11 protein-coding genes are annotated in these 13,970 nt (G+C 33.0%); 1 reads left to right on the top strand and 10 read right to left on the bottom strand.

Annotated features, from left to right (window positions below; all coding sequences use genetic code 11):
• Positions 1-196 precede the first annotated feature (196 nt).
• The 6 genes from ACKTSW_RS13165 to ACKTSW_RS13140 all read right to left on the bottom strand — a co-directional run bounded on the left by ACKTSW_RS13165 (position 197) and on the right by ACKTSW_RS13140 (position 8,703).
• The gene (locus ACKTSW_RS13165) at positions 197-1,582 is read right to left on the bottom strand and encodes a restriction endonuclease subunit S (RefSeq protein WP_408025714.1); all 1,386 of its coding nucleotides are present in this window, start codon (positions 1,580-1,582) and stop codon (positions 197-199) included.
• Entirely contained in the window at positions 1,569-3,350 is a 1,782-nt protein-coding gene (locus ACKTSW_RS13160; RefSeq protein WP_408025713.1) for a restriction endonuclease subunit M, read from the bottom strand. Before ACKTSW_RS13160 ends, ACKTSW_RS13165 begins: the two co-directional genes overlap by 14 nt.
• Positions 3,350-3,550, bottom strand: coding sequence for a helix-turn-helix domain-containing protein (locus tag ACKTSW_RS13155; RefSeq protein ID WP_408025712.1), 201 nt, complete (start codon positions 3,548-3,550; stop codon positions 3,350-3,352). Before ACKTSW_RS13155 ends, ACKTSW_RS13160 begins: the two co-directional genes overlap by 1 nt.
• A 368-nt stretch (positions 3,551-3,918) precedes the next feature.
• Positions 3,919-4,068 (bottom strand): hypothetical protein, encoded by a 150-nt coding sequence (locus tag ACKTSW_RS13150; protein ID WP_408025711.1) that lies wholly within the window; start codon positions 4,066-4,068, stop codon positions 3,919-3,921.
• A gap of 136 nt (positions 4,069-4,204) precedes the next feature.
• Entirely contained in the window at positions 4,205-6,127 is a 1,923-nt protein-coding gene (locus ACKTSW_RS13145; RefSeq protein WP_408025710.1) for a CocE/NonD family hydrolase, read from the bottom strand.
• A gap of 77 nt (positions 6,128-6,204) precedes the next feature.
• Positions 6,205-8,703: a zinc-dependent metalloprotease gene (locus tag ACKTSW_RS13140; RefSeq protein ID WP_408025709.1), complete on the bottom strand. Its 2,499-nt coding sequence runs from the start codon at positions 8,701-8,703 to the stop codon at positions 6,205-6,207.
• A gap of 172 nt (positions 8,704-8,875) precedes the next feature.
• On the opposite strand from ACKTSW_RS13140, the gene ACKTSW_RS13135 reads away from it, so the two are divergent.
• Positions 8,876-10,828: a YgiQ family radical SAM protein gene (locus ACKTSW_RS13135; protein WP_408025708.1), complete on the top strand. Its 1,953-nt coding sequence runs from the start codon at positions 8,876-8,878 to the stop codon at positions 10,826-10,828.
• Between the two features lie 30 nt (positions 10,829-10,858).
• Here the strand turns inward: ACKTSW_RS13135 and ACKTSW_RS13130 are convergent, their stop codons facing one another.
• The 4 genes from ACKTSW_RS13130 to ACKTSW_RS13115 form a co-directional block, all read right to left on the bottom strand.
• Positions 10,859-11,113, bottom strand: a complete 255-nt coding sequence (locus tag ACKTSW_RS13130; protein ID WP_408025707.1) for a hypothetical protein — start codon at positions 11,111-11,113, stop codon at positions 10,859-10,861.
• An 83-nt stretch (positions 11,114-11,196) separates the two neighbouring features.
• A complete protein-coding gene (locus ACKTSW_RS13125) occupies positions 11,197-12,669 on the bottom strand; it encodes a nicotinate phosphoribosyltransferase (protein WP_408025706.1) in 1,473 nt (490 codons plus the stop codon).
• A gap of 70 nt (positions 12,670-12,739) precedes the next feature.
• Positions 12,740-13,465, bottom strand: a complete 726-nt coding sequence (locus tag ACKTSW_RS13120; protein ID WP_408025705.1) for a metallophosphoesterase — start codon at positions 13,463-13,465, stop codon at positions 12,740-12,742.
• A gap of 4 nt (positions 13,466-13,469) precedes the next feature.
• Positions 13,470-13,967 (bottom strand): RNA 2'-phosphotransferase, encoded by a 498-nt coding sequence (locus ACKTSW_RS13115; protein ID WP_408025704.1) that lies wholly within the window; start codon positions 13,965-13,967, stop codon positions 13,470-13,472.
• Positions 13,968-13,970: the final 3 nt, after the last annotated feature.

Genomic DNA, 13,970 nt, shown 5'->3' with positions numbered 1-13,970 from the left:
TATACAAAAACCTTTCGGAAAGCCTATAATAGCTATGTTTTATACACGTTGTTGTAAGTAGTGCTTTTTTTCATTCAGCTTGGTTTTCCGATGTTTGTTGTTTAGTTCATATGTGAGCGTTGGCAAGACATACTCTTTTGCAATTTTTGGCGTAGCGTTGGCTTGTGCGAGTTGCAAATGTGTATGGCTTTGTGCGTTAGCTTATTAAATATCTGTTTATTGACGTTCTGATTTCTTTTATTAGTTTCTTACGTTTGTTTTTTAAGTCCATCGCTTTCTTTGTCATTTTAGAAAGTTCCTCAATCTTATCTTTTGGCAATATCGGTATTCTAAAATTTTTAATTTTACTTTCTCTTAAATGTGGAATTGTAGAAGCGTAAACCGTATGCTGAATAGCTTGAAACTGACCAATATAATCACTTGTAAGAACAAGGAACAAATAATAAGGGTCAATGTTTTTTGCTCTAATTATTGAAACTCCGCTTGAAGCAATTAGTCTATCTTCAGATGTAACATAAGCAGTTTTTCCAATACGACCATCTTTAGTAAATAGTATGTCGTTTTCTAATATTTTCTGCTCTAATTCGTTGAATATTTCAATTGGAATGAAAAAGTCAGGATTTTGGTCAACTTGCCAATTATATATATCTGAAGTTCTAATAAAAGGAACATCATCTTCATTTTTTTCCAAATATTTGCTGTAATTATCACTTCCTACTTCATCACCTTTAAACATAATTGCAACACCATTTTCACCTACTAATGGTTTAGTTTCCCATTTTTTCTCTACTTCTATTAGAGTAGTAGCATATTCAGGTAGATAAAGTTTAGGTATCCAATTATTATTCTTTAGTAAAGAATCACGACTTGTAGAATAGGTTTTGGAATAATCAATAGATTTTTCTGGTATTTCTAAATACTCTTCAAATTTACTTTTACTGTCTGCAATTATTTTATTCGACTTTTCAGTGTATTCAATTGCCTTTTTAAATAAGTTAGCAATGTTATCTTGAAACGCTTTTGGTGGAACAATAATTTCTAAATTCTTAATTTTTGGATAAGTTAATATTCCGTGAATATTACCTGTAAATAAACAGTTTATTTGTTCCTTGATTAAATAACTATTTAAATACGAAGCAACATAATAAGGATTTATATATTCTTCATTTATCTCAATTTTAACTAAATTTTGATTGATATTTGCTTCGCAAAAATTTTCAGGTACAATTGTGGCAGAGCCAATATGACCTATAGTTGTGAATAATACGTCTTTCGGCTTTAAGTTTGAACGTTTTTGTTCTTCGTGTTTCCATTTTTCAATATAAAAGCCATCATTTAATGAAATATCAAAATCTTTAATTGAGGAATTTTTTATGAATAATATTCCTTCTTCTACAAAATTTTGACCTGCGTGTTCTCCATCTGTAATTGTCTTAAGAACTTTGGGGTCACCAAGTTTAACTAGTTCAAAATCTTCACGGTCGTTAAATTTTTGCAAAACATCTTCTAAATAAAAGTATCTGGCATCAAAACGACCTGCTTCTTCAATTTTGGATTTGTATGTCGTTTTAAAATGTAACATTGTTCTCTTTTAACCAATTTCTAAATATTGGACCTATTCCTGATAAGTCTTCTTCTTCTAAAACATTTCCTCTTCTATCGTGACCACATTTTTCTGCAACTGCCATAAAAACCGGATAATCTGTTTCAGCTTTTTTTGCTAACTTTTTAACAAATAATATACTTGTTTTTGTACTTGTGTGAGGCATAAATGTTTCTTTTGGAACATCAACTACTGCTACAATTTGACAATTATCGGAAATAATGTTTCTTATGTAACCTAACTGGTCATTACCAAATATTCCATCTGGTAGAACAATACCCATTTTTCCTCCTGCTTTTAAAAGATGAATACATCTTTCTATAAATAAGTATTGAGGTGCTTCTTTATCTTTTAGTTTTCCTTTCTCCCAAGTTCCTTCTTTTTTATTCTTTTTCCATTTGTAACCTATATCATATTGGGAAAGTAGTTTTTCGCCTTCTACATTTATTTTCTTCCCAAATGGTGGATTAGTAACAACCATTGAAAAAGTACCAAGCTGTATCTTTTCACGTGTTTTAGTTGACCAGTTTGATGGGACATCAAGAGAATTTTCACAAAAAATTCCACCTCTTCCATCACCTAGTATTGCCATATAAGCTTTACATACTTTTCCTAGGAAATAATCTTTATCAATCCCTCTGATTTTATCTATTGCAACTTTCTGTTTTTCAATTTCTATTTCGTTATCTGGCCATTTGTATTTTTTGCCTTCTTCCTCAACTTTACTCCATAAATGTCTCAAGCACTCGATAATAAATCCACCTGAACCACAAGCTGGGTCAATTATTAAGTCTTCAGTTGTTGGGTCAAGCATATCAATTGTCATTTTGACTACATTTCTAGGTGTGAAGAACTGACCTTGACCGCCTTTTAATGCGTGGTCGATAAATACCTCAAAAGCATCACCAACAGCATCACGTTCAGCATCAGTTAGAGAAAATAATTGAAGTTCACCGACTACATATGATAAAGATTTTGCATCAAGCATAATTTTATCAGAACTGTCCATAACATCTTGGTATTTTTTCTTAACCAAGTCAAAGATTTCTAAAATTCTTGTTTTTACATCTTCAGGTTTTTCATCAATTCCAGCTCTAAAACTTGTGATGTCATCTGGTCGAGTATATTTTTCATCATATATTTTACAAAATATCACATTGATTAACTGTTGAGCTAGCACTTCATCTCTAGTTGCACCAACCACATTACCTGCAAGATAGTTTCGCATTGTTCTAAAGATAGACTTAAGATTATATGCTGGCTTTAAGTCTTTTCTCTTAAACTTACCAATATCTTCAATACGTTGTCCGTAAATTGGAATGTTAGGTATCTCTTCAAATAAAACTTTACCGTCTTTTTCAATTTTTTTTAAGAAGAGTTTTTCATTTCCATTAAACCAAACTCCAAGTTGAGCTTTAGAAAAAGTCAGATAGTTCTCTAGTTGACCTCTACCATCTTTTCTGGTCTTTTTCTTACACTCAATTATTATCCAAATATTGTCATCATTTTTATTCTTTTTATTGAATACTGCAATATCAACAGGATAAGGTTTAGATGTGTCGCTTGGTCTTGCCTTTACACGGAATTGAGGTCTTGTCTGAATATACTCTTTTGGATAGTCATAATCTTCAACAAGTATTTTACTAAAGACTTGCACAGCATCTATTTCTTCAGGTGTTGCTTTTATTTCTAGTCCAGAAATATAGTCGTATATATATCCTTCTTTTGGTTTGGTTTCTTCTATCATTATTTTAAATCAGTTCTTTCAATTAATAATTCTTTGACTTCTACATTTAGGATTTCTGCAATTTTGTATAAGTCTTCCAAACTTGGTTGTCTTTTGTTTTGAGCATAAGAGTGCACCATATTGTAACTCTTTCCCAATTGTTCAGCCAACCAGATTTGTTTTATTCCTTTTTGTTCTAAAACCTCTTTTATTCGGTTCATTTTGAATTTTTTTAATTCAGTTTACTAAAGTAAAGAACATTTTCAATATACTCACTAAATGAGTATTAAAATTATCATTCCGTAAAGGTGAGTGGTGGAAAAAGGCAAGCTCTTTTTATTTTGTGAGGCACGAGCAAAATGAAATGTGCTTGACTGTGCGGTTGGCTTTTTTAGTTCAAATGTTGAATTTTAGCTCGATTTTCGCATTACTTACAACTTGTTTATATAAGTACTTTTAGTGTTTTTATACGAATGATATGGAGGTATAATAGCACTTTTTCATCCAAATATAAAAAAATAAAAGGAGTACAAGAGCCTAAAATAATTGTGTTGACTAAATAAGCGTTTGTTTTAAAGATGCTTATTTTTTATGATAGATTTTTAACCTCACTAACTGGACCTGTAAGCGGAGTTTGAGCAGGTTTGGCTATTCCGTAAACTACTACAACACCAGAGCCACCACCCCAAGTAGAATAGTTAGGCGAAGGGTTTTTAGAATCTTTTATTAATTTTAACACAAATTGACTTATTATCACCTTGGTAGTGTCCTTTATAGTTTTTGATTATAGCTATGGCTTGCCAAGGTATTATAAAACTAAAAAACTCACAATGCTCTTAGGTTTTGTGAGTTTTTAAATAGAAAAAAGTTTGTTGTTATTTTAACACAGTAAATTCTATACTAGAATCAGTAAATACTGAATGTGTTTGTGTTTTAAAATCTTTTTCGTCTGCCTTGTAAATATTGTCTACATAGGTTTGCGGATTCAAATCGATTAATGGAAACCAAGTACTTTGCACTTGTATTTGAACTTTGTGTCCTTTTTTAAACGTATGGAAAACATCTTGTAGTTTAATATTTACGGCTGTTTTCTGGTTTGGTGTAAATGGTTCTGGTTTAGAAAAACTATTTCTAAAACGTCCACGCATTACTTCGCTACGTACCATTAAATGATAGTTGCTTAGTTTTAAATGTGGTTGCATTTCTTTGTTGTCGTTTTTTAAATCAGCAGGATGTACATCAACAACCTTAACAATCCAATCGGCTGCAGAACCTGTGGTAGCTACTTGTAGTTTTGCTAAAATATCACCAGCAAGTGTAAAATCTTCAGTTAATACTTCTGTTTCAAATACCAATACATCAGGTCTACGAGCAGCAAAACGCTGATCGTCTGTCATATATTTACGTGGAGTAAACACCGTTTTTATGTCTTCTGAATAGGGTACAGGTCGTTTAATATCACTAATAAAACTAACCTTACTATTTCCTTTTTGAGTTGCCGTTAATTCTTGGTTTTCTGAAAGGAAAAATGTTTGTTTTTGTGCATTTTTTGGTGGCCATGCATCGTATGATTTCCATGTTTTTTTACCTGTATCAAAAACATAGGCTTCTGGTAATCCTGAGTTTTTAGTACCATCACTTTTTAAGAAATGATTGAAGAATTTTGTTTCTACTTCTTTTTGGAATTTTAAAGAGATTGAATCTCCAAAGTAGTAGTTACCAACTTTGTTAGCTACTTTATTTCTCGACCATCCACCGTGATCCCAAGGTCCAAAAACAATTGTATTATAATTGTTTGGTTGATTTTTTTCAATGTTTTTATAGGTTTCTAATGGACCATACAAGTCTTCAGCATCAAATTCACCTCCAACAATCATCGTTGCTACCGTAGAAGGTACTTTGTTTAAATGCTGAATAATTCCTTTGCTTTGCCATACCGAGTCGTAGTTAGGGTGTTCTACCATTTCCTTCCAAAAGAAATCATCAATACGTTCTTTAGTATCGGCAACTTTGGTGTCTAATTTGTCGTATTGAAAATATTCGTTTAAGTTTTTTAATGGTCCTTTGTCTAAGAAAAACTGATATTGATCTTGAGTTTTCATATCAGGAAAAGAGTACCAAGCTGAATCGGTAGGTTGATCTTTGTAAGTTCCAAATAAAGAAATAGCTTTAAAGTAGCTTAATAAGAAGGCTCCGTTATGGTGAAAATCATCAAAAAAGAAATCACCAATACATGCTTGTGGTGAAGCAGCTTTTAAAGCTGGGTGCGCATCAATAGTTGAAACAGTAGCGTAGTGACCAGGATATGAAATTCCCCATGTACCTACTTTACCATTATTGTTTGCTACATTGTTAACTAACCAATCAATAGTGTCATAGGTGTCGGTAGTTTCATCGGCTTGTTTTGCTGTTTTATTCGGAATGTAAGCACGCATGTTGTCGTATACTCCTTCACTCATCCAACGTCCGCGAACATCTTGGTATACTATGATGTTCCCTTCTTTCATTAAAATAGGATTAGGACCTATTTTTTTTCTGAATTCACTTTCTCCATAAGGTCTACAGCTATACGGGGTGCGTTGTAGTAAAATAGGGTAGGTTTTACTGGTGTCTTTTGGTGAATAGATGGTGGCATGTAGCTTCACGCCATCTCTCATTGTAATTTTTACCTCTTTTTTAGTGTAGTGGTCTTTAACGTAAGTGTTTTCTGTCTTTTCAGCTTTTTTTGCCGTTGTTTTCTTAGTACAACTAGCAAATGAAACTGCAATTATAAATAATAGAACTAAGTTTTTTTTCATTGTAGTTTTTTAGTAGATGGAAGGTAAATGTAAAAAAAATAACAGCAACCAATTAGATTGCTGTTATTTAAGAAAAATTATTTGTTTGGGTTTAGAATAGTATTTATTCTATCTGCTGCATCTTGTAAGTGGTAACGAGTTATCGTGTTACGAGCAGAAGGAATACTTCTTTTAATATCTCTTTGTAAACGCTTTAATTCTCCTCTTACTACAGGTTTAATATCTGATTGATTGATAGTAACGGCTGTTTGTTTAAAGTAACCTCGGTCACTTTTAGCAGCTTTTTGATCTTTGGCTTTATTTAGTAAAAAGTCTAATCGATCTAAATGTGCTCGTTGTAAGTTTCTACGATAAGGGTCTATGGTTTTGTTAGCATATATTTCGCTCCAAATACCTTTACGTAAGTCACCCATCATTTGGAGAAGTGTGTAAGCTTTATTACCATTCAGCGTTTCGTTTTCAATCATACGTGTTAACCTTCCCGTTTTTAAAACTCTATTTAACGTTCGTACTTGTAAACCTCTAATGCGCTCAATAACACCTGAGTGTTGTGTTTTGCTAATAATGTTTTCGTCAATTAACCAATTTGGAGTTTTAAACAATTCATCATTTACAAATTGTAACGCTCTTTTTTGGTGTTCTTTTGGAACGTGAATATATACAGCACCGTCTTGATCGGCAGTTTTAAAGTATTCATATACACCACCAATATTAGAACTTACGTGTCCCATATATCTATTAAATTGCCCAACTACTTGTCCGTACATAGTTTTTAACTCTTCATAAGTTTCACCATCTTCAGTAGTCCACTCTTCTAAACGAGGTAAAATACGTTGTAAGTTTTTAATACCATAAGCACTTGCTTTCATAGCATCGTCTCCTAAATCTTCTGTTTGAGAACTAGGATCAATGATGTTACGAACTTGTTGGTGTCCGAATCTATACACAGGGTTTCCTGCTTTTTCTTTAATCCACTTATTTAAGGTAGGCTTTTCTTCCTTAGCAGATTTATCTAAAATTGGTCTGTATCCCCAATTGATAGCATACTTGTCGTAAGGTCCAATATTTGGCATTAAGGCTACACCTTTGTCTTCTGGTTGTGCTACATAGTTAAAACGAGCATAATCCATAATAGAAGGAGCAGTTCCATTTTTTTGAGTATACTCAGCTGAACGTAATGAATCTACAGGGTAGGCAACAGAGCTTCCCATGTTATGAGGTAATCCAATAGTGTGACCAACTTCGTGAGAAGATACAAAACGAATAAGACGTCCCATGATTTCATCTTTAAACTGATTGGTTCTAGCTTCTGGATTAATAGCTGCTGTTTGTACAAAATACCAGTTGTGTAATAGGGTCATTACGTTATGATACCAGTTGATATCTGACTCTAAAATTTCTCCTGAGCGTGGATCACTAACGTGAGGTCCATTTGCATTTGGAATTGGAGAAGCTAAATATCTAACTACAGAATAACGTACATCTTCAGGACTCCAATCTGGATCTTCTTCTTTAGTAGGAGCATCTTTAGCTACAATTGCATTTTTAAATCCTGCAGTTTCAAAAGCAATTTGCCAGTCTTCAATACCTTGTTTAATGTATTTACGCCATTTTTTTGGAGTAGCTCTATCAATGTAGTATACGATTTGTTTTTTAGGCTCTACCAATTCTCCTCTTTTAAACTTTTCAAGGTCTTCATCTTTTACTTCTAAACGCCATCTGTCTAAATACGTAACCGATTTACTTTTTTGTGCGTCTAATCCGTAATCTGTTTGAGAACTCGTAAACCACCCTACACGCTCGTCAAAATAACGTCTTTTCATAGGGGTTTTAGGAAGTAAAATCATAGAGTTACTCAACTCCATAGTTACTGAACCTACACTTGAATTTGATGGAGGATTTCCTGCAATGTAAGTTTTTACATTTCTAATTTCTATGTTTTGAGGATAACTACTAATTCTGTCAATATAAGATCTCGTTTTATCCATTTTAGAAATCTTATAACGCTTTCTGCTTCTTTGAGGAAAAGCAATTGCTTTTACATCATTTTCAAAAAGAGGACTAGCATCAATTACCGTAGCTGTTGAGTCTTTGCTAAATGCTTTGATAGGAAAAGCAAATAGGATGGGCTCAAAGTTTGAATTAACTACAGCTTCGTGTACAGGTAAAATGGTGTCAGCAACAACATTGTGAGAAACTATTTTCAATAGAATCTTTTTTTTATTTTTTACCCAGCGTAGTACTTGTGTGTTTTGTTTTCCACCACCAAATCCAATTCCATTAGCCGTTTTAGCTATTCTAGTAACCATTAACATTTCACGGTTAAGTAACGAATCAGGGATTTCAAATAAATATTTAGAATCTTTTGAGTGTACTTTAAAGAAACCTTCATCTGTTTTGTGTTTTTTAGTAACCACCTTTTCGTAAGGTTGTATACCGCCCTTTTTAGGTTTGTCTTTTTTAGTAGTAGTCTCTTTTTTTGCGTTTTTATTCTTCTTTCGCTGTGCTTCCGCATTCAAAGAAAATCCTAAAGCAAGAAATACCACTAAAATAATTGAAAGTATTTTTTGGGTCATTGTAAAAATTAATTGAATAAATAAGGGCGGAATTTAGCAAAACTACTTTCGGCATTATCTTAATTAATTGTTAAAGAGGTGGTTTCTTATAGATGGTAATTATTATTTATCGCTAGTTTTCAGTTTTTTACTGTATTGTGATGTAAATAAAACCCCGTACCTTTGCAGCGGCATGAGAATAAGACGACTTTCAGATTGGTTACCTACTACAAATAAAGAGGTGAAGTTAAGAGGATGGGATGAATTAGATGTAATCCTGTTTAGTGGCGATGCATATGTAGATCATCCATCATTTGGTCCAGCAGTAATTGGGCGTATTTTAGAGAGTTATGGCTTGCGTGTGGCGATTGTTCCGCAACCAAGTGTACATGATAACTTACAGGATTTTGAAAAGTTAGGAACCCCAAGATTGTTTTTTGCGGTTACGGGTGGTTGTATGGATCCGATGGTAAGTAATTATACGGCGAGTAAACGTCGTCGTGATAAAGACGCTTACACTCCTAATGGGGATAAAGGGTTTAGACCTGATTATGCTACTTCAGTATATTCTAAAATTTTAAAAGAAAAGTTTCCAGAGGTTCCTGTATTAATTGGTGGAATTGAAGCTTCTTTACGTCGTGTTACACATTACGATTATTGGTCTGATAAATTACTACCAACCATTTTAGAAACGTCTAAAGCTGATATGTTGGTATACGGAATGGGAGAGCAGCCACTACGTGAAATTGTAGAGTTGTTACAAAAAGGAGTTCCGTTTTCGAGTTTGAATACCATTAAGCAAACAGCTGTTTTACTAGAGAAAGGAGAAAAAGTTCCAAAGAATAAGAATTGGGAGGATATTGAAATTAGCTCGCATGAGACGTGTTTAAAGGATAAAAAGGCATACGCATCTAACTTTAAAGTAATAGAGCAGGAGTCGAACAAATTATATGCGCGTCGTATTTTTCAACAAGTTGGAAATAAAAAGTTGATGATTAATCCACCGTTTCCAACAATGACGGAGGAAGAAATTGATGCTTCATTCGATTTACCATATACGAGATTACCACACCCAAAGTACAACAAACGTGGGCCTATTCCTGCATTTGAAATGATTAAGTTTTCTATCAATATTCACCGTGGATGTTTTGGAGGATGTAGTTTTTGTACTATTTCTGCACATCAAGGAAAGTTTATTGCGAGTAGAAGTCAAGAGTCTGTTTTAAAAGAAGTAGACCAAGTTGCTCAAATGGACGATTTTAAAGGGTATTTATCGGATATTGGAGGACCATCTGCGAATATGTACAAAATGAAAGGTAAAGTGCAGTCGATTTGTGACAAGTGTGTTGCACCGTCGTGTATTTCGCCTGTAATTTGTAGTAATTTAGATACATCGCACAAACCATTAACAGAATTGTACCAAGCGGTTGATGCACATCCAAAAGTAAAAAAATCATTTATAGGTAGTGGAATTCGACATGATATGTTGGTGCCTGAATTCAATAAAAATGCAGACCCTAAAGAGTTAGATGCGTACACAGAAGAAGTGATGACCAAACATGTTTCTGGAAGATTAAAAGTAGCACCTGAACATACATCTGACCCTGTGTTAAAGTTAATGCGTAAGCCTTCATTTAAATATTTTCACTTATTTAAAGATAGGTTTGACCGTATTAATATTAAAAAGAAATTAAAGCTTCAGTTAATACCATACTTCATATCGAGTCATCCAGCTTGTGAGGCAGAAGATATGGCAAACTTAGCTGCTGAGACCAAAGATATGGGCTTTCAATTAGAGCAAGTACAGGGGTTTACGCCAACACCAATGACAGTAGCAACGGTGATTTATTACAGTGGATATCATCCGTACACGTTAAAAGAAGTAAAAACTCCTAAGACAAAAAAAGAGAAAGATGATCAGCACAAGTTTTTCTTTTGGTATAAGAAGGAAAATAAAAAATGGATAAAAGATACCTTGACTAAGGTGGGACGTAATGATTTGTTGAATAAGTTATTACCAGAAGATACTTCTTGGCGTAAAAATAAAGCGGGAAAAACTAAAAATACATTTGATGATACTGTAACGGATAAATCATCAAAACCTTCTAGAAGAAAAAACAAAGGTTTTAAAAAGAAAAGACGATAAAAATAAAAATCCGCTATTAAGCGGATTTTTTTATGCTTCGTTTTCTAAACGGTTTCGTTTCATTTCAAAAGCTTCTGTAGCTTGTTTGATAATTTTTAAGGTGTCAGAAGCTCTTACCATTACTTTTTCTAATTCTTTGTCTAAATCTTTTGACTGAATATCAAATAGCTGAACTTCCACAATTCCAATTTTTTCAATTAAGCTTTTTTGTGAGTTTTTAATGTCTTCCATTTTCACTAAAACCGCATTCATTGTATTGAGTCTTTTTTGTTCTTGATCTGTCATAAAGTTCTTTTTAAATTTCCAATAAGGTATGAAAAAATCAAGAGAAATACAAATTGAAAGATTTGTAAGGTATTGTTTTTGTATTAATTTGTAAGTTCTAATACACTATTTTTTGTACGAAATCTTATTTCACTAAGTTTTTCATCAACTAACAATTTTCCGTCTTTAAAAACTTCTCTCAATTCACCTTTTTGTTCTTCTTCCCAGCTTACTTGATCGTGTAATTTATATTTTCCATCTTCTAGAGTTATTTTTAATAGCCCTTTAGCAGACTTCTTTGTTCCGTCATCGGTAATTGGATCTTTAAAAATCTCTCTTCCTTCTCCATCTACTTCTCCATAGGTAGCTTTCATAGCAAATCCAAAGGTATCTCTGGTGTTGTATTGATAGGTAAAAGAACCTATTCCTAAGACTACGTTAGTAGAGGCAAACCCTTTTTGTTTTAAGCGTTCACAAATTTGTGTTGCTCTTTCAAGGGTAATACTATCGCCATAAATAGCCCCTATATGACTGTCTAATTCTTTATAGCCTTTTGTGTTGGTTGTTCCTCCAAAAACTTCCCAAAGCAGTTGTATAACTCCTTTTTGTGCTGCTTCTGTCTTACCGTTAGGGTTTCCGCAAATAATATCTACTGGATCACCACTATCTGGTCTAACTACTACTTTACCGTCTCTTGCTAATACTTCTTCTTTTAAGTTTGGTAAATATTCGGTAAGTACTTTCCATAAATCCCAAGTATCAGAAACAATAGAAACGATACCGTTTGGATATACTTCCGTAATTAATCTCTTAAAAGTTTCTTCTTCACCACTATTGGTTCCCATACACATTACAGAGTGTTCAGTTGCCGCAACAGAGCCGCCTATCAATTCATTGTCAGAATCTGCATTGTAATACTTTTCTAAAAAGTCTACAGCAGGAATTGTATCTGTACCCGTAAAACTTAATAGGTGACCAGCAGCACTCATTTCAGCAGCTTCTATACCAGCCATTCCTCTCATAGAAAAGTCGTGTCCTTGCCAATCTACCATTTCAGGAACAGATGAGGTTTCTTGTGCATATTTGTCTAATATTTTTCTGTATTGTTTTGCGATGGTTGCAGAATTACATGGTAACCAAACTGTGGTAGATAATAAAGTTTCAAAGTAATTGGTTAACCAAAAGAATTCTGGTAATGTATTATACATGGTAAACATTGGTACTCTAATAGGAACTTCAACACCTTCAGGCAATGCTTTAAAAGTCATAGGAATGTATCCTAAGTCGTGTAACGCAGCAATATGCTCAATACCTACTGAGTTTTCGCCTAAATAATTATTGATTCTTCTACTGTATTGTTTGCAAATTTCTTTTTTTGGTTTGTTAAAGAAATTGGTTTGAAACTCTTCAATGATATATTTTTTGATGAAGTATTGTAGTCCGAAAAAAACTACTTTTTCAACTCCTTGAATTCTACTTTTTCTTGGTGTCCAGTTTGAATATACTAACGTAGTGTTGTTAGGGTATTGTCTTCTGTGGTCTACTTTATAACCGTCTGTATATAATAATGGGTTCATAGTTTGTTATTTTGTTTGTGTTAAATTTACGCAAATTAAATTGTAAGTAAAAATTTTATTGTGTTTTATTTTAATTCCTTCCTTTTTCATTTGGATACAGAGTATTTACTTGATCGCTTTGCCAAAACTCTTTGCTGTCAATATCCATAATTGTTAAACATCCTGTAAATGCAGCTCCCGTATCAATATTCCATAAGTTTAAAGCGTTTACAGGACTTGATGAATTATAGCGTATAGTTGGGGTATGACCAATATATATTTCTGAATAGTGCGTGAACCTCTCTGGGTATAGTTTAGATTTTTCAGATAAGTTTTTATCGGTAGCTAAAGCAGTTTCCCATAAAGTTCTGTCGAAATAATAGTTTAATTTGAAAGTCTCTTTCTCAATTCCATGCATTGAGGTAAAACCTGCATGAATAAACAAACGATTTTTACTATCGATATAATACGGTTTCATTTTTTGAAAAAAGGCCAGATGTTTTTGCTTTTCTTCTTCGGAAAAAGAATCGTAGCTCTTCCTGGTTTCTTCTCCACCATGTGCTAACCAAATGGATTCACCTTCACCAGTTGTCAACCAATCTTCACACCATAAATCATGATTTCCTTTAATGAAAATACATTTATGCCTTTTGTTTAGCTCTATTAAAAAATCAATTACTTGTGCAGACTCACTCCAACCGTCTACATAATCACCAAGAAAAATTAAGGTATCTTCTAAGGTAACTTTGGCTTTTTTTAAAACCTGTGGTAAGGCCTTTAAGCCTCCATGAATATCACCAATGACAAATGTTTTCATACCATTATAAATATTGAAATTCGATAAATTCAGTTGGGACAAGATTGGTTAACCAAACTCTGTTTTCAGATAAAAAGAATTTGAATTCTTTTTTATGCATAGTTTCTGATTGAACAGTCAAAATTATAGGTTTACCTCTTCTGCTACCAACTTTTTTTGCAGTTTCTAAATCGGAACTTAAATGAACGTGTTGTCTACTCATTTTTTGTAATCCGTTTTCTTTTATTGATGGAATAAATTTAGCTACTGTTCCATGATATAAAAATGGAGGAGGAGTTTTTGTTTCAGTTACTATTGTTACATTTTTTAAAGAGTGTCCTTGGTTTGCTCTTATTTTTGTTTTGTCTTCGTTAAATGAAAATCCATTATTTTCTGACTTAGCAAAGAGTTCATCTAATAAAGCCCATCCATTTGTGTCTAAAGTTAATCCAATTTTTTCTGGTTGGTGTCTTAATATTAAGCTTAAAAACTTACTTATTCTTTTTGTGTTTTTCTCATTCATAGT

This window comes from Tenacibaculum sediminilitoris, assembly GCF_964513795.1.
Classification (GTDB): domain Bacteria; phylum Bacteroidota; class Bacteroidia; order Flavobacteriales; family Flavobacteriaceae; genus Polaribacter; species Polaribacter sediminilitoris.
The sequence above is the reverse complement of the archived record's forward strand: the minus strand, read 5'-3'. Positions and strand labels throughout refer to the sequence as shown.

What these genes read in the sequence shown, in the direction of transcription:
- ACKTSW_RS13130 (WP_408025707.1), bottom strand. Translation starts at nt 11,113, where the DNA reads ATGACAGATCAAGAACAAAAAAGACTCAATACAATGAATGCGGTTTTA.
- ACKTSW_RS13120 (WP_408025705.1), bottom strand. Translation starts at nt 13,465, where the DNA reads ATGAAAACATTTGTCATTGGTGATATTCATGGAGGCTTAAAGGCCTTA.
- ACKTSW_RS13160 (WP_408025713.1), bottom strand. Translation starts at nt 3,350, where the DNA reads ATGATAGAAGAAACCAAACCAAAAGAAGGATATATATACGACTATATT.
- ACKTSW_RS13140 (WP_408025709.1), bottom strand. Translation starts at nt 8,703, where the DNA reads ATGACCCAAAAAATACTTTCAATTATTTTAGTGGTATTTCTTGCTTTA.
- ACKTSW_RS13125 (WP_408025706.1), bottom strand. Translation starts at nt 12,669, where the DNA reads ATGAACCCATTATTATATACAGACGGTTATAAAGTAGACCACAGAAGA.
- ACKTSW_RS13135 (WP_408025708.1), top strand. Translation starts at nt 8,876, where the DNA reads ATGAGAATAAGACGACTTTCAGATTGGTTACCTACTACAAATAAAGAG.
- ACKTSW_RS13165 (WP_408025714.1), bottom strand. Translation starts at nt 1,582, where the DNA reads ATGTTACATTTTAAAACGACATACAAATCCAAAATTGAAGAAGCAGGT.
- ACKTSW_RS13155 (WP_408025712.1), bottom strand. Translation starts at nt 3,550, where the DNA reads ATGAACCGAATAAAAGAGGTTTTAGAACAAAAAGGAATAAAACAAATC.
- ACKTSW_RS13115 (WP_408025704.1), bottom strand. Translation starts at nt 13,967, where the DNA reads ATGAATGAGAAAAACACAAAAAGAATAAGTAAGTTTTTAAGCTTAATA.
- ACKTSW_RS13145 (WP_408025710.1), bottom strand. Translation starts at nt 6,127, where the DNA reads ATGAAAAAAAACTTAGTTCTATTATTTATAATTGCAGTTTCATTTGCT.